This window comes from Yoonia sp. 67-2, from assembly GCF_035117555.1.
Lineage (GTDB): Bacteria > Pseudomonadota > Alphaproteobacteria > Rhodobacterales > Rhodobacteraceae > Yoonia.
This window is the reverse complement of sequence record NZ_JAYKPK010000003.1, coordinates 193,602-214,959: the sequence shown is the minus strand read 5'-3', so window position 1 is coordinate 214,959 and position 21,358 is coordinate 193,602. Positions and strand designations below refer to the sequence as shown.

The following is a 21,358-nucleotide window of genomic DNA, read 5'->3' as shown; positions in this document are numbered from 1 at the left end:
GCACTGTCGCCCGAAATTCGAGCAGTCGGATCAGGGCGCAAGTTTGCATACACGAGACGCGACGCACGATAGTTTCGCTATCACATTAAGTTTTAATGCGTTTACAAACAATGACTTAGACTCCATCTGTTAGCTTATCCAAGGCATTTTGCCAACCCAATTGAAAAGGATCATGCGATGAAAAAGACATTGATTTCCGCCACCACGCTTGCCCTGCTTGGCGCGCCCGTTTTTGCCGACAACCATAGCCCTGCCGTCACTGGCTACGCACTTGGCGCTGACGGCACCAGCCTTGTCACCCTGCCCGGCCTGATGGAAACCGGCGAGACGGTCACGCTTTCCGGTATTCTTGGCGCGATTGCCTATCGCCCGGTGACCGGCGATCTGATCGGGATTGCGCCAAATGGTGCAGTTTACACGATCGACACGGCATCCGGGGAACTGACAGCGACCGAAAACCTGATCGGCGAAAATGTCGGTATCACCGAAGGTGCCATGGTCGGGTTTGATTTCAACAACAACATCGATGCGGTGCGGATTGTGGCGACAGACGGGTCGAACCATGTCTATTTCCCCGAGGGTTTCGGCGACAATGATGAGCGCGCCAATTCCGTCCTGCGTTTCACCGACATGTTCTATGCCGAAGGTGACGACAATGCCGGGATGACGCCTGCGGTTTTCGCCAGCGCCTATACCAATGCGATTGAAGGCGAGACAGCCTCTGAAACGCTGCAATATGTGCTGGATGCCGAAACCAATGCGCTGGCCAACCTGGCTAATAACGAAGGCACGCTGACGACAGTGGCCGCGCTGACCCTTGATGGTGAAGCGGTCGATATCAGCGCGATGGGCGATCTGGAAATCATCTCGCCTGCGGAAGGCGAAAACATGGCCTATGCCGTGTTGATGATGGAAGGTGCTGAGACTTCGGGCATCTACGCCGTTGATCTGGAAACCGGCGCGCTGACCATGCAGGCCGATCTGGGCGCGATGGGCTATAACGGCTTTGCCGCGATGCTGGCTGACTAAGTCCCCCCGCCCGGCTTTCCGTCCCCTTGGGGCCGGGCAGAGAATGGCCGCGCATCAGCGCGGCCATTTCTTTTACATATGAATGACGCGGTCATAAGCGTCGAGCACGCTTTCATGCATCATTTCCGACAGGGTCGGATGCGGGAAGACAGTGTTCATCAAATCTTCTTCCGTTGTCTCCAACTGACGTCCGATCACATAGCCCTGGATCAGTTCGGTGACTTCCGCGCCGACCATATGCGCGCCGAGGAGTTCGCCGGTTTTCGCGTCAAAGATGGTTTTGACCATGCCTTCGGGTTCGCCCAAAGCCACTGCCTTGCCATTGCCGATGAAGGGGAAGCGGCCGACCTTGATGTCATAGCCCAGCTCTTTCGCCTTCGCCTCGGTATAGCCCACGGACGCGACCTGCGGATGGCAATAGGTGCAGCCTGCGATGCTTTCGGGTTTCACCGGATGCGCATGTTTTCCTGCGATCAGATCGGCGACCATCACGCCTTCATGGCTGGCTTTATGCGCGAGCCACGGCGCACCGGCGATATCGCCGATGGCATAGAGGCCATCCACACCAGTGCGGCAATATTCGTCCGTCACCACATGGGTGCGGTCGATCTTGACGCCTAGTTCTTCCAGCCCCAGCCCTTCGGTATTGCCGACGATGCCGACGGCGCTGATCACGGTGTCAAAGTCGATCTTTTCAATCTTGCCACCGCTTTCGATATGGGCGGTGACCTTGTCCTTACCGCGGTCAAGCTGTTTGACCACGGATTTTTCCATGATCTTCATGCCCTGTTTGACGAATTGCTTTTTCGCAAAGGCAGAGATTTCGGCATCTTCGACCGGCAGCACGCGGTCCAGCACTTCGACCACGGTCGTATCCGCGCCAAGGGTGTTATAGAAGCTGGCGAATTCGATCCCGATCGCACCCGATCCGATCACCAGCAGCTTTTTGGGCATATGTGGCGGCACCAGAGCATGGCGGTAAGACCAGACACGGTCGCCATCCGCCTCAAGCCCCGGCAGGTTGCGCGCGCGGGCACCAGTGGCCAGCACGATGTTCTTGGCGGTCAATTCTTCGGTGGCTGCCTCGGTCTTGACGGCGACCTTGCCTTTGGCGGGGATCGTCGCATCGCCCATGAAGACGGTGACCTTGTTCTTTTTCAGCAGATGCTTGACCCCGCCTTCCATCTGCTTGGCCACGCCGCGAGAGCGTTTGACGACAGCGTCCAGATCATAGGTGACCTTGTCGACGCTCAGCCCGAATTCCTTTGCGCGGTGCATCAGGTGGAACACTTCAGAGGATCGCAGCATCGCTTTGGTCGGGATACAGCCCCAGTTCAGGCAGATGCCGCCCAGATTTTCACGCTCAACAATCGCGACATTCTTGCCCAGTTGCGCCGCACGGATCGCCGCGACATAGCCGCCGGGGCCCGCCCCGATCACGATCAGATCAAAATTCTTCGCAGCCATGTCGGCCCTCCCAGATAAAGATAGTTCACCATTAAACCATTTTCTCCGCGACCTCTAGTGACTGATACTCATAGCAGCCAGTCTGCGGGGTCAGGTCTCGGCTTTTTGCACGGCGCGCAGGGCGGCCATATAGCCGCCATCGTCAAGAAACGCCTGTTCTGCCGGTGATGTGCGCCTGCCAAGGGCCTCATTGCGATACGGAAACCGCCCGAAATCGCGGATCACGGCGCGATGTGCGCAGGCATGATCGCGGTTGTTATGGCCGGTTTCGGGCATCCGCGTCCAGATCAGCCGCACGGCGCGGTCCTGATCGGACAGCGTTTCGGAATGCATCAAGGGCAGATAGAAAAACTGCCGTGCGGGTTCTGCGATCTTCATGTCCCAATTGCGGTCAATCGCCATCTTGGCGGCGGCAAGGCCCAGAAGATCCGTGGCGAAAGCCTTGCCCTGCCCCCGGAACATGTTGCGCGGAAACTGATCGGTCAGGATGATATAGGCCAGTGTGCCCGATGCATGGGTCAGCCAGAGGCCCAGCGATCCTTCGGTTGCAGAGACCCACAGATCATGGAAGCGGTCTTTGATCTCTGCGTCAAAATCGGGATCGGATTTATACCAATCCGCGGGCGTGCATTCATCCAGCCAGAAGGCCAGCACCTCATCTGCTTGCGACATTGCAATTCCTCCCCGCGCATCCCCTAGCGTCAACCGAAACAGAGAAACCCTGACCTGACAAGGGTTTCCTGCCGATCAGTTCCGATTTTCGCCACTCTGCACAGCTGTGTCTTCGCTTTGCGCGTCGATATAGGCTTCCTGCGCGACCTCGACCGCCACGGCGGAAGAGCTGGCCGAAACCGGCGCATAGGGCACCTGATCCAGATCCATCGCGCCACGATCCCGCTGTGTCGCGCGCAGCATGCCATAGGCGGCAAGGCTCAGCATCAGCAGGGCGGTGAACAGCCAGAAACCATTGTTTCCGATAGCATCCATCATCACACCGACGATCAGCGGCCCCATGATTGCACCCAGACCGTTGATGAACAGCAAACCGCCAGAGGCCGCGGCCATATCCTCTTTCTCAAGGTAATCATTTGTATAGGCGATCAGCAGCGCATAAAGCGGGTTCGATGTGCCGCCGACGATGGCGCCGCTGATGATGATCAGCACGAAGTAACCGGGAATCAGAAAGGCGATCAGCGACCCCAGCCCGCCCAAGAGCGCGATCCAGATGATCAGCACCCGGCGGTCCATCCGGTCTGACAGCCAGCCGATGGGATATTGCAGCACTAAAGCCGAGACATAGATCGCCGAGATGAAGAATGAGATTTCCCCGACGCTGAGACCCACCCGGCTGCCGTAAACCGCCGACATGCCGAATTGCGCGGCAAAGACCCCGCCCAGCAGGAACATGCCTGCACAGCCCAGCGGCGATGTCTTGATCAGCGCCGCGATCTTCATCGGTTTGGTGGCGGAAAAGGCGGGCATCGGGCGCGCTGACAGCAGGACCGGCGCGAAGGCCAGTGAGACGAGGACGGAGGGGATGATAAAGATCACATAGCCCGACACGTCACCCTGGCTGACGATGAATTGCGCGGTGACGATCCCGCCCATCTGCACGATCATGTAAAGCGACAGAGCCTTGCCGCGATTGGCATTGCTGGAGGCATCGTTCAGCCAGCTTTCGGCGGTGATATAGACGCCGCAGAAACAAAAGCCGATGATCACCCGCCCGATGGTCCAGGCAATCGGATCGACCAGCGTCGGATAAAGGATCAGCACCGCCGAGATCATCGACCCCATCGCCGCAAAGACCCGCACATGCCCGACCCGGCGGATCAGTTCAGGGGTGAAGCGCGACGAGAACAAAAAGCCCATGAAATAGGCCGACATCACGAAAGACAGCGCAAGCGTGCTGAAGCCTTCCAGCTCGCCCCGCAGACCGAGCAGCGTACCCTGCAGGCCGTTGCCGACCATCAACAGGAACATGCCCAGAAATAGCGCCCATGAGCCTGACAAAACCTGAAACATCTTCTTTCCCTTCCGGGTGCTGCCGTCTTTGCCGCCGTGTGACCCGTCCTTAGACCGATTGCAACGTCGCGGGGATGACAATCACGCTGGGTCAGGCAACAAAAGCGACGCATCGCCGTAAGAGAAGAACCGATAGCGTTCCGCAATGGCATGGGCATAGATCGCCTTGATCCGGTCCACCCCCATCATGGCGGACACCAGCATCATCAGCGTGGATTTGGGCAGATGAAAATTGGTCATCAACCCATCGGCGATCTGGAACCGGAAACCGGGGGTGATGAAAATATCGGTCGGGCCGGTCCAGGGGTGCAGTTGCCCGTCCTTTGCGGCAGATTCGATCAACCGCAGTGCTGTGGTGCCGACAGGGATCACGCGCCCGCCTACGGCATGGGTGGCGTTGATCTCACTCGCGGCCTGTGCGGTGACCTCGCCCCATTCAGCATGCATTTTATGGTCACGCACGTCATCGACCTTGACCGGCAAAAACGTGCCCGCGCCGACATGCAAGGTGACATAGGTCATGGTGACGCCACGCGCGGCAAGCGCCTGCAACAACGGCCCGTCAAAATGCAGCGATGCGGTGGGGGCGGCGACTGCACCGGCATGGCGCGCCCAATAGGTCTGGTAATCATCCTTGTCGGCAGCATCTGCGGGGCGTTTGGCCGCGATGTAGGGCGGCAAGGGCATTGCCCCCACGGCGTTCAACGCGGCATCAAAATCATCGCCAGTCAGGTTGAAGGCGAGCATCGCCTGCCCATCCGCGCGGCTGATCATGGTCGCAGACAGGTCAGCGGAAAACCGGATCATCTCGCCATCGCGGACCTTTTTCAGGGGCTTGACCAGCGCCGACCAAGTCCCATCGGCCTGCGGTTCCAGCAAGGTCACCTCGATCCGCGCCTCGGTCTCGCCCGCATCACCGGACCGCGCGCGGGTACCGGACAGGCGGGCCGGGATCACCTTGGTGTCGTTCAGCACCAGCCGGTCACCCGGTTGCAGGATCGCGACCAGATCGGTGACCGTTCTGTCGGCAATTGCATTGCCCTGCGCGAGCAGCAGCCGCGCAGATGACCTTGGCCGCGCGGGCCGCGTGGCGATCAGATCATCAGGCAGGTCAAAGTCGAAATCGCTGAGTTTCATTGTGTCAGTTCCGGTGGCGGGCGGCGGAAAATATCGCGGAACATACCGGGTGTCAGCACCGACAGCGGGTTGACGCCCACGCGGGGCGCATCGCTGGTGCCCGCGATGGTAAAGCTGATGCCGATCAGCCCTTCGCCACGGCGGGTCAGGAAAGACCCAATGCTGTTGACCAGATAGAACGGCGACACGACACCCTGTAAATCAAATTGCTTGGAGGCCAGCGTGTAAATCCCATCGACCGAGATGCCAAGCCCCGGACCGACAGCAGAGGCCTGCGTCACGATGACTTGGTCAGGTGTCAGGCGGAATTGCGCATCGACCGTGTCAAACGACAGCCCCTGCCCGTCCAATTGCTGGATCAGCCCCACGACGCTGATCGCATCGAGCAAGGCCGCAATCGACGGCGCATCACGCACCCGCAGATTGCGCACCGCAACAGTGCCGTCGAACGTACCTTCACCACCTGCTGGCAGCAGGGTCAGATCCAGCGCGCCGCCAAGGGCGGTGCGGAAAAACCCAGCCGCCTGTAATACAACACCGGCATCATCACTGCGCAGCCGCACGGCAGAGCGACCGTTACGCGGGGCGACCGTGCCGGTCACGGCAGCCGCACCATTGACCAAGGCGCTGAACTGCCCGGTGAACCCCGCCATCGTGGTGAAACCGCCGCGGAAATCAGTCAGCGTGATGCCTTCGGTGACCACCAGGCGGTCCAGCACGATCTGCACCGGCCCGCCGCCTGCCCCGCCATCACCCCCGCCGCCAAACCGCGCGCGGCGCAGATCCAGCATGCCACCGCCGATTTCCACCCCAAGGGGTTGGCCCGCGCCGCGCCCGCGCAGGGTGATCGGCGCATCAAGCCAATCGCCGATGCGCAGCCGCGAAAAGACCGCGCGCTCAAGCCCACCCGAGGCGGCAAGATCAATACGCCCTTCGGCCTGCAAACCACCACCGCTGATGCTGAGGCGCGAGATGACGGGCACCGCCCCCAGCGTGCCTTCGATCCGCAGATCCCCGGTGGTGCCCGCGCCTTTGGACCAGCTGACCGCCGGAATGGCAATCTGCAGGCCTTGCAGATCGGATGTCAGTACAAATTGCGGCGCCGCGCCGCGGCGTGGGGTGACCTGCAATTGCCCGCGCCCTTCGCCGGTGATCATGCCGGGGGGCAGCGCAATATTGAAGGCGCGCAAGGCGTCAGGCGACAGGGTCACCTCGGCTTGCAAAAGGCTGCTGGCCTGATCGGGGGGACCAAAGCTCTGGGTCCAGATCGCGTCGGCAGGCACGCCATCAAGCTGGACCGGCCCCGCGATTGTGAGGCCGGCATCATTCACCGCCAGTTGCATCGCTGAGGCGGTCAGGTCACGTCCCGGAACCAGCACGTCGCTGCTGACACCAGCCAGATCAACGTCGAAATCAAACCGCACCTCATCGCGCGGCGGGCGCATCGACAGCGGCATGGTGACGATCCCGCGGCTGCGCGCGGTGCCATCGGCCAAGGTCACCGGCAGATTGGCACGGTCCATGAAGCCAAAGGGCGGCTGGTTGATCAACGCCAGCAAGGACGGCAGGCTGCTTTCGGAATGGAGGGTCAGAGTCGCGGGGCTGGGGCGCTGGCGCAGATCCTCAATCGCGAAGGAACTGCCGTTCATCACCACCTCGCCGCCTTCGGGTGCGGTCATCAGCCCCTCGTCCACCGTCACGACAAAACGGTGATCAATCAGGCTGGCGACCCCTGTCGCATCCGTGACCAAAGGCAGGTCGGGCATGACGCTCACAGCAGTGCCGTCAAAAGCGAAATTCCCGGCCACATCTGTCGCACCATCCGGTGCGCGGCGCAGGCCAAAGCGCAGGTCCGTCAATCGCCCCGTCTGCACATTGTTGGTCATCCAGTTGCGGGTGCCGGGCCGGAACCCGTTCGGCCAAAGGTCAAGCAGCCGGTCCGGCGCGATCTGATCAATCTGGCTGTCCAGCCCAATCCGCCAGCCTGCATCGGTCGCGGCGATCTGGCCTTGCACCTGCAAGCGGCTGGGGCCATCGATCACCACGGCCTGACCGATATCGACCACAAATGGATCAAGCCGCAGCCGCAAATCCACATTCGCGGCCGCGATCAGCGGGGGCGTGTCGAACAGGCCGGGCGGGTTCAACGCGACATCACGCAGCCGCAGTTGTGCAAGCAGGGCACGCGGCAAACCGGCCTCGATCTCGCGCAGGTAAGCGTCGCCGCTGGCGCGCAGGCTGCCCCAGTCGGATTGCACGGTGATATCGCTGAACTGAATCAGATCCAGCACCGGATCATAACGCAAGCTTGCTTTGGCATCGGAAAAGCTGACCGGCTCAGCGGCGGGATTGGGTTGCAGCACGCCCGCGCCGATTTCCAGCGTTGCGTATAACGGCCCCAGCGCGCCATCAGCGTCAAGTTCGGTGCGCAGCACAGCCGATAGCGGCGCGTTGACATCGCGCAGCCAGTTCAGCGCGGGTGATTGTGCGGCGATATCGCCCGCCTCGATATTGGTGATGGTCAGCGCCAATTGCGATGCCCGGCTGTTGCGCGGGCTGGTATAGGACATGACGGCGGTCGATACCTCTGCCCGGCCTGACAACAGCGCGAATTCAGCATCCAGTTGCGTCTGCCCGCCACGCAGGTCAAGCGCGAGCTGACCATCATCCACTGTCCAGGACCGCCCGGCGCGTGCATCGTCGAAATTCACGATCAGCCCGGTTGCGGTGACGCTGCGCAAGGCGTCCAGCACCGGAGTTTCAAAAAACAGATCAATCTGATCCAAAAGTTCCGGCATGTTGCGCGCGCGCCTTGCATTGCCCGCCCCCAGCGCAAAACTGAGGCTGCCGTCAGCCGCACGGCGCAGATTGACCTGCGCCCCGGTCGCGCGGACCTGCTGGACCAACAGGCTGCGTTGCAGGATCACGCCGCGCGGGGACAGATCAGCCTCGATCACCGGGATGCGGGTGACCAGACCGCCGTCGCGGTCAAGGACGCTGGTGTCAATCAGCCGGATCGCCGGACGCAGATCGCGGCTGATCCGCATCGAAATGGCGCCAAAGCGCAGGCTGCCGCCGTCAAGCACAACAGCGGCACGGTCCTGCACCAGTTGCGTGACCCAGGATGGTGCGGTGATATCGCGCTCGATCAGCATGATCGCGGCGGCGGCGGCAAAGATGACCGGCGCGAGACACAGCAAAACCAGCCCACGCAAGGCGATCCAGCCAGCGCGCCTTGGGCGTTTTACGGGGGTGGGTGCCTGTTCTTGGTCTTGCTCTGGCAATCTATCTGCGCCTCTGGGCTGTCGCATCCCTTTATCTTTGCCACTATGGGACTAAAAAGAAGCAAACAAAACCTTAGCATAAAGGATCTGCCATGACCCATCCAGCGATCGGCGAAACCGCGCCTGACATCAGCCTACCACGCGACGGCGGCGAGACTGTCAATCTGTCGGATTTTGCGGGCAAGAAAGTCGTGCTTTATTTCTACCCCAAGGATGACACCCCCGGCTGCACCAAGGAAGCCATCGGTTTCACCGAGAGTGTCGATGATTTTACCGCTGCGGGCGCGGTGATCCTTGGCGTGTCAAAGGATTCTGTCGCCAAACATGGCAAATTCATCGCCAAACATGATCTGAAAATCGCCCTGCTGTCGGACGAGGACGGCGATGTCTGCGAACGCTATGGCGTCTGGGTTGAAAAGAGCATGTATGGCAAGACCTATATGGGGATCGAACGCGCGACATTCCTGATCGGACCGGATGGCAAGATCGCGCAGGTCTGGCCGAAGGTGAAAGTGCCGGGCCATGTCGAGGCTGTGCTGGACGCGGTGCGCGCGCTTTGACCTTGGCGGAAATGGCCGTCGCGGTGCTGAATACCGCCGATGGCCGCGAAAAAACCGCCCTGTCGCGCCGCTATGCGGCCACATGGCAGGCCGCGCGCGCGGCGGGTGATGCGGTGCAAATAGGTGACGCCACACCGCCGCTGCACCCGGCGCGGCCTGACCTGCCCGCGTTGCTGGCCCCGCGCGACGTGCCGCAGCGTAAATCCAGCACGGAGGTAGGGCGGATCGCCTTGCTGCATGCGGTGGCGCATATCGAACTCAATGCGGTCGATCTGCATTGGGATATCATTGCGCGGTTCACCGACACCCGCATGCCCATGGGATTCTATGACGATTGGGTGAAAGCGGCGGATGAAGAATCAAAACATTTCAACCTGATGTGCGATTGTCTTGAGGCAGCGGGCAGCCATTACGGCGCTCTGCCCGCCCATGCCGGCATGTGGCAGGCCGCGACCGATACCGCCAGCGACCTGATGGGCCGTCTGGCCGTGGTGCCGATGGTGCTGGAGGCACGCGGGCTGGATGTGACCCCCGGCATGATCGCGATTTTTGAGAACGCCGGACAGGCGCAGGTGGTTGACGCCTTGCAGGTGATCTATGCCGAAGAGGTGCATCACGTCGCCTATGGGTCAAAATGGTTTCATTTCCTGTGTGGACGGCATGATCTGGATCCGGTGATCCTGTTCCATGATCTTGTCGGGCGCTATTTTCATGGCGCGCTGAAGCCGCCTTTCAACGAAGAGAAACGCGCCGAGGCCGGGATCCCGCCGGATTTCTATTGGCCGCTGGCGCAACAGTCGCGCTAAATTCACTTTTCGGCGGAACCTCGCGCAAGATTGGCGCGTTAGAGGGATCGCGCCATAATTTCGGCATTCTGTGTTGCGACACCGTCTTTTGGTGGCTAACAGATGATGATCACTGACGGTACTTCAATCCGGCAGCAAGAAATGACGATAGGCGGATAACTGGTGCGTTCTCGACTGATGAAACCGATCCATGCCACGCTGGAGCGGTGGTTTCCCGAAAAACGTCTGTTCCTGCGATCCGATAGTGAAACACGGTTCATCCGTCTGACCTCTGAAGCGCAGCTTGTTGCCTGGACCGGCAGTATCATCGTGGTCGGCTGGACCATCATGGCGACGGCGATCCTGTTGATGGATTCGATCGGTGCCGGCAATTTCCGCGCCCAGGCCGAACGCTATCAATGGACCTATGAACAACGGCTGAACAGCCTGTCGGAGGATCGCGACAATAGCGCGGCAGAGGCAGCCTCGGCCCATGAACGGTTCGAAACGGCGCTAGAGCAGATCTCGATCATGCAATCAGAACTGCTCGCGACCGAAGAAAAGCGGCGCGAGCTGGAAACTGGCATGGAGGTTGTGCAATCCACCCTGCGCAACACGATGAAAGCCCGCGAAGAAGCCCGCCAACAGGTCGCTACATTGACCGAAAATGGCGAAAACGGTGTGGCGAACGGTATGCCGGATGAGGCCGTCGGCACCGTGAACCTGCTGGCCGAAGCCTTGGCCGAAACCGCCGCCGAACGCGACCAGATCGCCGCCGATGCAGAATTCGCCATCGAACAGGCCGCCGAGATGCAGTTAGAACTGCGCTTGCTACAAGAACGCAACGACCAGATTTTCCGCCAGCTGGAAGAGGCGATGATGGTGTCGGTCGAACCATTGGATGATATGTTCCGCGCGGCGGGTATGAACCCTGACACTCTGATCGAACAGGTGCGGCGCGGCTATTCCGGCACCGGTGGCCCGCTGATGCCGATGCAATTCACCACCGGCAGCGGCGAACCGGACCCTGACAGCGAACGTGCCAATGCGATTCTGGCGTCGATGGATACGATCAACCTTTACCGTCTGGCGGCGGATAAACTGCCGCTGGCAATGCCCGTCCGGTCAAATTACCGCATGACATCAGGCTATGGTCAGCGCTGGGGCCGGTTGCATGCGGGGACAGATTTCGCCGGGCCGGTCGGCACGCCGCTTTATGCCACGGCGGATGGCGTCGTGATCCATGCGGGCTGGCTGTCGAGCTATGGTCGTCTGATCAAGATCCGTCATGACTTTGGTATCGAAACCCGCTTTGCGCATCTGAACACGATTGACGTGAAGGTCGGCCAAAGGGTATCGCGTGGCGAGAGAATTGGTGCTATGGGGAATTCGGGTCGATCGACCGGGCCCCACCTTCACTACGAGGTGCGTGTTAATGGCAACCCCGTCAATCCGATGACTTACATAAGAGCTGGACAGAATGTTTTCTAAATCCAAAATCAATGAGCCCGGGCCAAAGGCGGCCGAAACACCTGCACCCGCAACTGCGGATGCCAGCAAAACCGGCAATATCGCGACTGACTACAAAGCGTCGCCTCCAAAGGCCAAGCCACCGGCATCGGTGCTGTCCTCGGATCTATTGGTCACCGGCAATCTGAAAACAACCGGCGATATTCAGATCGAAGGTCAGGTTGATGGCGATATCCGCGCCCATCTGCTGACCGTCGGCGAAGGCGCCACCGTCAAGGGCGAAATTGTCGCCGATGACGTTGTCGTCAATGGCCGCGTGATTGGCCGGGTGCGTGGATTGAAGGTCCGCCTGACATCGACCGCGCGGGTCGAAGGTGACATCATCCACAAGACCATCGCCATCGAATCCGGCGCGCATTTCGAAGGCTCCGTGCAGCGGCAGGATGATCCTTTGTCCGCCAATGGCAAAAAGATGCCAACCATGCCGGTCACCGAACCCAAGATCGAAACCGACAAGGTCTGATCTCGTCGGCAGATGTTGAAAAAGGGCGTCCCTCGGGGCGCCCTTTTGCGTTGGTCGAACAACAGAGATTGGGTGCGACGACAAGACAGCCTGTCATGACATCATGACAGGCTGTCCGATCTCTATGGTCAGAACTTCATCGAAACGCTGAACAGGCCCTGCACATTGTCATCTTCGTCATAACGCGCTTCCGCCCGCGCATTCCAGCGCAGCGCGCCGTTGCTGCCGCCAAGATCGGCACCAAGGCTGATCAAGTTGCGATCAGTATCGGCGACGCCAAAGCTGGTCGATGCATTGTTCAGCGACATGGTGACATCGCTGTTGCTGTCGCGGATCACATGCGCCCCGATGAACGGACGCAAGGTCGTCCCGCCCGCCATCGACACCAGCAACCCCGCCTCGACCGAGGCGAAACTCGTGTTGGTATCACGGCTGTCAAAGCTGGCCCCACCAAGACCGGAGACTGCGAAGCTGTCAAAACTGCTGGCCACGACGCCCGCCTGCCCGGTCAGGTCATAGCCGAACGCGCCGCCAGCGGCCTCTGCAGAGATGCGATAGGCGGCGCGCGCGGTCAGACCGTAATGCATGCCATCGCTTTCACCCGAACCGCTGGCAAGGGCGGGGCTGGTCATCTCCATCCGGCTTTGGCCGGCGAAGGCCGCACCGCTGATGCTGGTGTTCGGGCCAAGGTCGTAACCGGCGCGCAGACCGACGCTCGTGCCGGTCATGTCAATTTCATGCTCGGCATCGACCGAATCGGCATTGGCCCTGTTCGCAGCGACAAAAACGCCGAAAGTCCCGAAATCGCGCCCCACGGTGATCGCACCGGCGCGGTCATCGTCTTCGGACAACACAGCACCCGCGACCCACCAGCCTGACCCGTTCTGCTGCGCCAAGGCGACCTGTGACAGTGACAGGGCCGCGTCGGAAAACAGCCGGTCCGCCGTGCTGAACACCTTTGGTTCCGCCGTCACAAGCGTGGTGCCTGCGAAAAGTGCCGCGCCACCTGCGGCGCTCAGGTCAAGCACTTGCGGTGCCTGCGCGAAAGACACAATGCCCGCATCCGCGCTGAGCAGGCGCAAGGTGTTGGTGCCACCGCCCAGATCAACCGTGCCGATGATGCGCCCGCCGTCCAGTTCCAGCGTGTCGTCGCCAGAACCCAACCTGATCGCGGTACCGGACCGCCCGCGCAATGTGCCGCTGTTGCGGATCGTCACGGGTGAGGCATGGCCGTCGGCAACGCCGATGGCGTTGACACCTTCGATATAGCCTTCGTTGACAATAGTCGCCAGACCAGAGGCGCGGTCGGACCCGACTGTCGGCTCAAAGGTTCCGTCAAGGTCAATACCACTGCCCCCATTCGTCGGGTCATTCGCCGCACCGGTCGAAATGATAACACCGGTTTTATGGTTGTGAATCTCACCCTCGTCAAAATCAATGCCGTCATCAGTGCCAAGGATGATACCGTAATTGTCCGCCCGGCCGCTGGCGAATTGCACGCCGTCCTCATCAGATGTCGCGCCAGTATTCGTCCAGCTTTGCGTTGCCGCATCCCAGTCCAGACCGTTCAGCGCGATTGTGCCGTAGTTTTCCAGGGTGAAATCCTCGCGGGCTTCGACAACTTCTTCGCCACCACGCAAGGTGCCGCGGTTGGTCACAATGGTCCCCGGAGCACGGGCCTGAATCGCCCGGCCCCCGGTGCTTTGGATCAGGCCGTCATTGGTGATCATTGCCTTGCTTCCTGCCCCCAGCGAGACTGCAACATCGGAGCGGCCGCGCAGCGTGCCGCTGTTGCGGATCGTCACCGGCGAGGCATGACCGTCGGCAACGCCGATGGCCCGCACCCCTTCGATATAGCCGTCGTTGATGATGGTCATCTGGCCAGAGGCGCGGGCAGCTCCCACGGTCGGTTCAAACGTGCCGTCGAGGTCGATGCCGCTGCCCCCGTTCTCTGAATCGTTCGCAGCACCAGTCGAGATGATCACGCCCGTCTCATGGTTGTGGATCACGCCCTCGTCAATGTCGATGCCGTCATCAGTCCCAAGGATAACACCGTAATTGTCGGCTCTGCCGCTGGCGAATTGCACACCGTCTTCGTCAGAGGTGGCGCCGTTGTTGGTCCAGGTGCGCGTTGCCGCATCCCAATCCAGACCATTCAGCGCGATCAGGCCGCGGTTTTCCAGGGTGAACTCCTCGCGCGCCTCGATCACCTCTTCGCCGCCACGCAGGGTGCCACGGTTGATCACGGTGCCACCCGGACCACGGGTCTGGATCGCGCGGCCATCGGTGCTCTGGATCAGGCCGTCATTGGTGATCATCGCGTTCGCGAGCGGGTTATCTTCATCGAGTCGCACGGCCTGCGCCTCCGCGAAAATCCGGCCGGTGGCAAGGTTGTTAAGGGTGAACCCATTGGCATCGTCTTGAAGCCGGATACCCCGGTCACCACCACGGATCGTACCAGCATTGGTGATCGTCAGGTTTGCGCCTTGGCCACGGATCGCATCATCATTGCCGCTTTCAATCAAACCGTTGTTGAGCACTGATTGATCCGACCCATCAAGCTGGACGGGGCGACCGTTTGCACGGACAAGTTCCGCATCACTTTCGACCGTGATCGCAAGATTGTCGCGGGAATCATTAATATTGCCCGTATCGCTGGCGGTGCACGTCAGCGTCGGATTGGTAGCATCCCCGCCCGGAACGCAATCGGCATAGGCTGGCGCTGCAAAGACCTGCAACGCGGTCATCGCGGCGACAATTGCGGTTGAGGTGTGAAAATACGACATGGGGACTCCTTTTATTCATCAGGTCCCCCCGCCATAAAAAACAAACACAAAGGTGATGTGACAAACGCACCTTTGTTTGAAATCCGCTGCTGATTCGGAGTGATCAGTCTTTTCGACTGGCGGCGAGGTCAGTCCGCGTGACCGCTGTCGCGCCCTTTGCCGGACATATCCAGCGCCAAAGTCGCACCCATCAGCCCGTCCAGATCACCGTCCAGCACGCCTTTGGTGTCGGAGGTTTCAAAGCCGGTGCGCAGGTCTTTGACCATCTGGTAAGGCTGCAGCACATAAGACCGGATCTGGTTCCCCCAGCCAGCGTCGCCCGCGTTTTCATGCGCTTCATTGACCAGCGTGGATCGTTTATCAAGTTCCAGCTGATAAAGCCGCGATTTCAGCGCCTTCATCGCGATATCGCGGTTCTGGTGCTGCGATTTCTCCGATGAGGTCACCACGATCCCAGTGGGAAAGTGGGTGATCCGCACGGCGGAATCGGTGGTGTTGACGTGCTGCCCGCCCGCGCCGGATGACCGGTAGGTATCCAGACGGATGTCGCTTTGGTTCACCTCGATCTCGATATTGTCGTCGACGACAGGATAGACCTTGACCGAGGTGAATGACGTGTGCCGCTTCGCCGCTGAGTCAAAGGGCGAAATCCGCACCAGACGATGCACACCGCTTTCGGATTTCAGCCAGCCATAGGCATTATGGCCGATGATCTTATAGGTAACCGATTTGATCCCGGCCTCATCGCCCGATTGCATCGATTGCAATTCGACTTTGTAGCCCTTTTTCTCGGCCCAGCGGACATACATCCGCGACAGCATATTGGCCCAGTCACAGCTTTCGGTGCCACCGGCCCCTGCGTTGACCTCAAGGAACGTGTCATTGGCATCGGCCTCACCGTCCAGCAGCGCCTCAAGCTCTTTCTGGGCGGCTTTCTCGCGCAGGGCTTTCAGGGCGTCTTCGGCCTCGGTGACGATATCGGCGTCATCTTCGGCCTCGCCCAGACCGATCAGTTCGATATTGTCTTCGAGTTCCTGTTTGATGCTGTCATGCATGGCGAGCGTATCGACCAGCACCTGCCGGTCGCGCATCAGCTTTTGCGCCGCTTCCGGATCATCCCAGAGCGTCGGGTCCTCGACCCTTGCGTCGAATTCTTCCAGCCGGTAGCGGGCGGTTTCGTAATCCATCCGCTGCGCCAGCAGGTTCAGCGATTTCTGGATCGCATCGATATTGTTCTGCGTTTCAGCGCGCATAGGGGGCACCTGTTCTGTTTGGATTTGTGTGGTCTTACAACCCGCAAAGGCCAGCGGCAAGGCGGTCAGTAAAGACCGCCCGACGACAAGGTGCCAAAGGTAGCACGGTCACCGACCGTGGCAGTGCCACCGCTGGATGTTGTCACCTCGCGCGACACGCGCGGGACTTCATCATAAAGCGGCAGATCAGCGGCCATGGCAAAGCCACCGTCATAGGTGATGCCAAAGACAGGCTCTTCCCCTGCGCGGAAACATTCGGACACGACGGTATCGCCCGAGGCTTCATTGGGCAGGCGCGCGCCGGTGAAACGGTCGATCTTGATGAATTCGCACCCTGTTGGCACGGTGAAATCCGGCGCGCCATAGGTTTCAATCGCTTCGCTCATGAAGCGGTTGAACACCGGGCCGCACATCCCGCCACCAGACGCACCCGAGCCAAGGCTGCGCGGATTGTCATAGCCGATGTAACAGCCTGCGACGATATTGGATGAAAAGCCGACAAACCAGACATCCTTGCTGTCATTGGTGGTGCCGGTCTTGCCAGCGATCTGCGCGGGCAGATTTACGGACCCCGCCGCCGTGCCGCGTTCAACCACGCCCTGCATCATCGAGGTCAGCTGATAGGCGGTGACTTCGTTCATCACGCGGGTGCGGTTTGACACGATATCAGGCGCCTGCCCCGCTGGCAGTGACGTATTCGCACAATCCGGGCATTGTCGTTCGTCGTGCAGATAGACGGTATTGCCCAAACGGTCCTGCACCCGGTCAACCAGCGTAGGTTCGACCCGTTCGCCACCATTGGCGAACATCGCATAGGCCGCGACCATCTTGAACAAGGTGGTTTCATCGGACCCCAATGATGCCGCCAGCACGGGGTTCATCCGGTCATAAACACCAAAACGTTCGGCATATTCGGCCACACGCTCGATCCCGACCTCTTGGGCCAGTCGCACCGTCATCAGATTGCGCGACCGTTCAATCCCGGTGCGCAAAGGTGTCGGGCCATAGAATTGGTTAGACGCATTGGTGGGCCGCCACATGCCTTGCGGCGTCATAATCTCGATCGGCGCATCGACCACGATGGTCGCCGGGGAATAACCGGAATCGAGCGCTGCGGCATAGACGAACGGTTTGAACGACGACCCCGGCTGGCGCTGCGCCTGTGTCGCGCGGTTAAAGACCGAGGCCTGATAGCTGAACCCGCCCTGCATCGCGATCACGCGGCCGGTGTTGACGTCCATCGCCATGAACCCGCCCTGCACCTCTGGCACCTGCCGCAGGGTCCAGCGGACAAAGCTGCCGTCATCTTGCTGCATGCGCCGGACATGAACCACATCGCCGGGGGTGAAATTGTCAAAGAAACTGCCGCGCATCCATGCGATATCATCGCGCGGCACGGTGAAAGGTTCGGCGTCCGTCTCATCCACCCCTTCGATGCCAAGGCGCAGACTGTTCTCGGCCACATCCAGCACCACGGCAGGGTGCCATTGCGCAACAAGATCAATGTCGCGCGCCACATCGGTGCTGCGCAAAGCGGCGCGCCAGGCGCTTTCCTCGGCCAATGCCTCGGTCGGGATAGTCAGGCCGGTGCCGCGCCAGATGCCACGGCTGCGGTCGAATTCTTCCAATGCCTGTTGCAACGAATGCGCAGCGGTGACCTGCAATTCAGGGTCAACCGTCGCGCGGATCGCCAGACCGCCGGAAAAGAATTCATCCTGCCCGAAATCCTGGCTCAGCTGGCGACGAATTTCATCGGTGAAATAATCCCGGTCGGGCAAGGTCGAGCGGAAATCATCGTAATCGCCGCCTTGCACGGACAAAAGCGGTGCTGCGGTTTCCGCCAGCAAGGTGGCCTCATCAATATAGCCATTCTGATGCATCAGCCGCAGCGTGTTATCACGCCAGAACAAGGCCACGTCACGGTCGCGCACCGGATGGCGGTTGCTGGGCGATTTGGGCAATGACGCCAGATAAGCCGCCTCGCCCGCCGTCAGTTCGGTGAGCGGTTTGTTGAAATATGTCAGCGCGGCGGCGGTGACGCCAAAGGAATTCTGGCCCAGAAAAATCTCGTTCAGGTAAAGCTCAAGGATACGGTCCTTGGACATCGCCTGTTCAATCCGCACCGCCAGAATGATTTCGCGGATTTTGCGTTCTGCAGAGCGGGAACCGTCAAGCAGGAAATTCTTCATCACCTGCTGCGTGATGGTCGAGGCGCCACGCATTTCCTCGCCCCGAGACTGCACGGCATCGACGACGGCAGAGACCATGCTGGTCGCATCAAACCCTTGGTGTGTATAGAAATTCTTGTCTTCGGCCGAGATGAAGGCATTCTTCACCAGATCAGGAATATCCTCTGCCGGGGTGAATAAGCGGCGTTCTACAGCGAATTCATCGATAATCTCACCCTCGCGGGAATAGACGCGGCTGATCGTCTTAGGGGTATATTGCGACAAAGTCTCATAAGACGGCAGATCGCGGCCATAGACATAGATCACGCCGCCCACAACGATCGCCGCCATGATCATCGACATGGTGACAAAGGTGAAAATTCCGCCGAAGAATGAGAAAATAAAGCGCAGCACGGGTGAGGTTTGTCCTTTCAGGATTCCTCGTGCTTATAGGCGCTGACCGGCTCATCGTCAAAAGCACTTTGGCACAATTGGCGGCATTGCACCGCATTGGTGATCACAATCGACTGATCCGAGTCAGCGTTTTGTTGGCGAATTGCTCACATAGCCGGACACGGAGGCTGTGATTGCGTCGGCAAACGTCGCGCGTGCCAATGGGTTGGTCAAATTTGTGCGGTCTTCGGTGTTGGATAAAAACCCGGCCTCAATCAGAACAGACGGGAAATCAGCAGCAAGCAGAACCGAAAACCGCCCTGTCCGTCGCGGATGCGAATTCAGCCGCACGCCTTGCGCAGCGAGTTCCGTCACCAGCCGGTCTGCAAAACTGGCCGCACGCGGGGCGGTGGACTGGCGCGCGAGATCCATCAGCACGCCCGCGACGCGGTCATCTGTCACCGCCAGATCAACGCCCGCCAGCAGGTCACCGCGTTCATGCCGTTCGACCAACCGCTGCATCGCCAGATCGCCACTGTCAGCCGCCAAAGTATAGACCGACGCCCCCCAGGCATTATCCTGTTCCAGCGCATCGGCATGGAGCGAGATGAACAGATCCGCCCGTGCGGCACGGGCGATGGTCATCCGGGCGTAAAGCGGAACAAAACTGTCGTCGGACCTTGTCAGCACCACGGCGACACCGTCAAGCGCGCGCAGCCTGTCCGCGATTTCATTGGCGAAGCGCAGCATCAGATGGGCCTCTGTCACGCCGCCGCGCTCTGCGCCGGGATCAATACCACCATGACCGGGGTCAAGGACAACGACAAAGCTGTTCTCGTCGGTATCATCCAGACCCGTCAGCGCCTCTTGCGTCAGCGCATCCCAGCCCGGATCAGGCGGTGCACCGGCACGCGCGGCAAATTCCGCAGCAGAACTGCGGTTCAGCCGGACCGACAGGCTGGCACCTTCCGGCCCCGCTGTCATGCCCGCACGCGTCAGCGTCAATGGTTGGGCAAGGTCCAGCACCATCCGCGTCCAGCCGGGCCGGTAGGGACCAAAGCGAATATCGGTGATGCTGCGGGCCGCATCGAGGGCTGCGATATCGATCCCACCCGGATCAAGCCCTTCGAAATCCAGCACCAGACGACGCGGATCATCCAAGGTGAAGACGCGGTAAGGCACGATCTCTGACAGACCGAGGTCGATCTGGACAGAACGCCAGCCGTCGCGGATGCTGGATCTGTCAGGATCAAGCAGTGCCTGCCCAGTGGCCACGTTGGCCAGCAGCAAAAACGCGGCCAGCCAGCGGATCATGCCTGCCGCACCTGCATGAAACGGGCGATGCGGGCCAGACCTTCGGTGATATCCGCTGTGCTGCGCGCATAGGAAAACCGCAACCAGTGGTGCCCCCGCGCGGCATCGAAATCGAGGCCGGGCGTGACAGCGACACCGGCATGATCCAGAATATCAGCGGCAAACTGGCGCGCGTCATCGGTATAGGCGGACACATCGACATAGATGTAGAATGCCCCATCGGGTGGTGCAAAAGCCCCCAGCCCCGCCGCGCGCAGACCGTCGATCATCAATTGGCGGTTGGCGGCATAGACGGCTTTATTGGCGTCGAGTTCGGGCGCGCAATCCATTGCATGAAGGGCCAGACGTTGCGCGGCATGGGGCGCGCAGATGAACATATTCTGCGCCAGCCGTTCGATCCGGCGGACGTGATCCTGCGGGACCACCATCCAACCCACGCGCCAGCCGGTCATCGAGAAATATTTGGAAAAGGAATTCACGACATAAACCTCATCCGTGACTTCCAGCGCGGAGACGGGGCGCAGATCGTAGTCGATGCCGTGGTAAATCTCATCCGAGATAAAGGCGGCATCGCGGGCGGCGCAAGCTTCGGCCAGCGCCTTGATCTGCGCGGCTTCCAGCATCGTGCCGGTGGGATTGGCCGGGGATGCGACGATCAGCCCTGCCAGATCATGTTCAGCGACATGATGGGGTTGCGGCTGAAAACGGTCGGCGAGGTTGGTGGGGATATCGACCGGGGTCAGGCCGACAGCGCGCAGGATTTGCCGGTAGGACGGATAGCAAGGCGTGCCAAGGCCCACACGTTCGTCGTTGTCGAACAGGGCGGAGAACGCAAGCAGGAAGGCCCCCGATGCGCCCGAAGTGATGACGACGCGCGCCGGATCAAGGTCCAGATCATACCAATCGCCATAATGCTGCGCGATGCGCGCACGCAGATCCGGCAGGCCAAGGCCCACGGTATAGCCAAGGGGTTCGGCCATATCCCGGATCAGCTTTTCACGCGCGGCGGATGGCGCGCCGGTGCCGGGCTGGCCGACTTCCATATGGATGATGTGGCGGCCTGCGGCCTCTGCCTGTCGGGCGGCCTCCATCACATCCATGACGATGAATGGGTCCACGTCGCCGCGGTTTGCGTGTCGCATGCTCTGCCTCGTTCCTGCGTCC

15 protein-coding genes are annotated in these 21,358 nt (G+C 60.4%); 5 read left to right on the top strand and 10 right to left on the bottom strand.

All coding sequences use genetic code 11. The features are described from left to right. The first annotated feature begins 177 nt into the window (after positions 1–177). Entirely contained in the window at positions 178–1,029 is an 852-nt protein-coding gene (locus VOY09_RS06485) for a DUF4394 domain-containing protein (RefSeq protein WP_322893581.1), read from the top strand. Between the two features lie 72 nt (positions 1,030–1,101). Here VOY09_RS06485 and lpdA read toward each other — a convergent pair whose 3' ends face one another. The 5 genes from lpdA to VOY09_RS06460 form a co-directional block, all read right to left on the bottom strand. Then, positions 1,102–2,496, bottom strand: a complete 1,395-nt coding sequence (gene lpdA / locus VOY09_RS06480) for a dihydrolipoyl dehydrogenase (RefSeq protein WP_322893580.1) — start codon at positions 2,494–2,496, stop codon at positions 1,102–1,104. A 90-nt stretch (positions 2,497–2,586) separates the two neighbouring features. After that, positions 2,587–3,168, bottom strand: a complete 582-nt coding sequence (locus VOY09_RS06475) for a DUF924 family protein (protein WP_322893579.1) — start codon at positions 3,166–3,168, stop codon at positions 2,587–2,589. A gap of 75 nt (positions 3,169–3,243) precedes the next feature. Then, positions 3,244–4,521, bottom strand: a complete 1,278-nt coding sequence (locus VOY09_RS06470; protein ID WP_322893578.1) for an MFS transporter — start codon at positions 4,519–4,521, stop codon at positions 3,244–3,246. Positions 4,522–4,602: 81 nt separating this feature from the next. Next, positions 4,603–5,658 (bottom strand): tRNA preQ1(34) S-adenosylmethionine ribosyltransferase-isomerase QueA, encoded by a 1,056-nt coding sequence (gene queA / locus VOY09_RS06465; protein ID WP_322893577.1) that lies wholly within the window; start codon positions 5,656–5,658, stop codon positions 4,603–4,605. Continuing rightward, complete coding sequence (locus VOY09_RS06460) at positions 5,655–8,942, bottom strand: AsmA-like C-terminal region-containing protein (RefSeq protein ID WP_322893576.1); 3,288 nt, start codon at positions 8,940–8,942, stop codon at positions 5,655–5,657. Before VOY09_RS06460 ends, queA begins: the two co-directional genes overlap by 4 nt. Positions 8,943–9,034: 92 nt before the next feature. Here VOY09_RS06460 and bcp point away from each other — a divergent pair, with 92 nt between their 5' ends. From bcp to VOY09_RS06440, 4 genes are all read left to right on the top strand, one after another. Then, entirely contained in the window at positions 9,035–9,502 is a 468-nt protein-coding gene (gene bcp, locus VOY09_RS06455) for a thioredoxin-dependent thiol peroxidase (RefSeq protein WP_322893575.1), read from the top strand. A gap of 11 nt (positions 9,503–9,513) precedes the next feature. Then, positions 9,514–10,308 carry a ferritin-like domain-containing protein gene (locus tag VOY09_RS06450; RefSeq protein ID WP_322893762.1) on the top strand — a complete coding sequence of 265 codons (795 nt, stop codon included), beginning with the start codon at positions 9,514–9,516 and terminating at the stop codon, positions 10,306–10,308. 177 nt (positions 10,309–10,485) lie between these two features. Further along, complete coding sequence (locus VOY09_RS06445; RefSeq protein ID WP_322893761.1) at positions 10,486–11,778, top strand: M23 family metallopeptidase; 1,293 nt, start codon at positions 10,486–10,488, stop codon at positions 11,776–11,778. Next, positions 11,768–12,280 (top strand): polymer-forming cytoskeletal protein, encoded by a 513-nt coding sequence (locus tag VOY09_RS06440; protein ID WP_322893574.1) that lies wholly within the window; start codon positions 11,768–11,770, stop codon positions 12,278–12,280. Before VOY09_RS06445 ends, VOY09_RS06440 begins: the two co-directional genes overlap by 11 nt. 128 nt (positions 12,281–12,408) lie before the next feature. Here the strand turns inward: VOY09_RS06440 and VOY09_RS06435 are convergent, their stop codons facing one another. From VOY09_RS06435 to VOY09_RS06415, 5 genes are all read right to left on the bottom strand, one after another. Then, positions 12,409–15,066 carry an autotransporter outer membrane beta-barrel domain-containing protein gene (locus VOY09_RS06435; protein ID WP_322893573.1) on the bottom strand — a complete coding sequence of 886 codons (2,658 nt, stop codon included), beginning with the start codon at positions 15,064–15,066 and terminating at the stop codon, positions 12,409–12,411. A 128-nt stretch (positions 15,067–15,194) separates the two neighbouring features. Next, positions 15,195–16,319, bottom strand: a complete 1,125-nt coding sequence (gene prfB, locus VOY09_RS06430) for a peptide chain release factor 2 (protein WP_322893572.1) — start codon at positions 16,317–16,319, stop codon at positions 15,195–15,197. A 65-nt stretch (positions 16,320–16,384) separates the two neighbouring features. Then, on the bottom strand, positions 16,385–18,901 hold the full coding sequence (locus tag VOY09_RS06425; protein WP_322893571.1) for a PBP1A family penicillin-binding protein: 2,517 nt from the start codon (positions 18,899–18,901) through the stop codon (positions 16,385–16,387). A 123-nt stretch (positions 18,902–19,024) separates the two neighbouring features. Next, a complete protein-coding gene (locus VOY09_RS06420; protein WP_322893570.1) occupies positions 19,025–20,194 on the bottom strand; it encodes an N-acetylmuramoyl-L-alanine amidase in 1,170 nt (389 codons plus the stop codon). Then, on the bottom strand, positions 20,191–21,336 hold the full coding sequence (locus VOY09_RS06415; RefSeq protein ID WP_322893569.1) for a pyridoxal phosphate-dependent aminotransferase: 1,146 nt from the start codon (positions 21,334–21,336) through the stop codon (positions 20,191–20,193). Before VOY09_RS06415 ends, VOY09_RS06420 begins: the two co-directional genes overlap by 4 nt. Positions 21,337–21,358 lie beyond the last annotated feature (22 nt).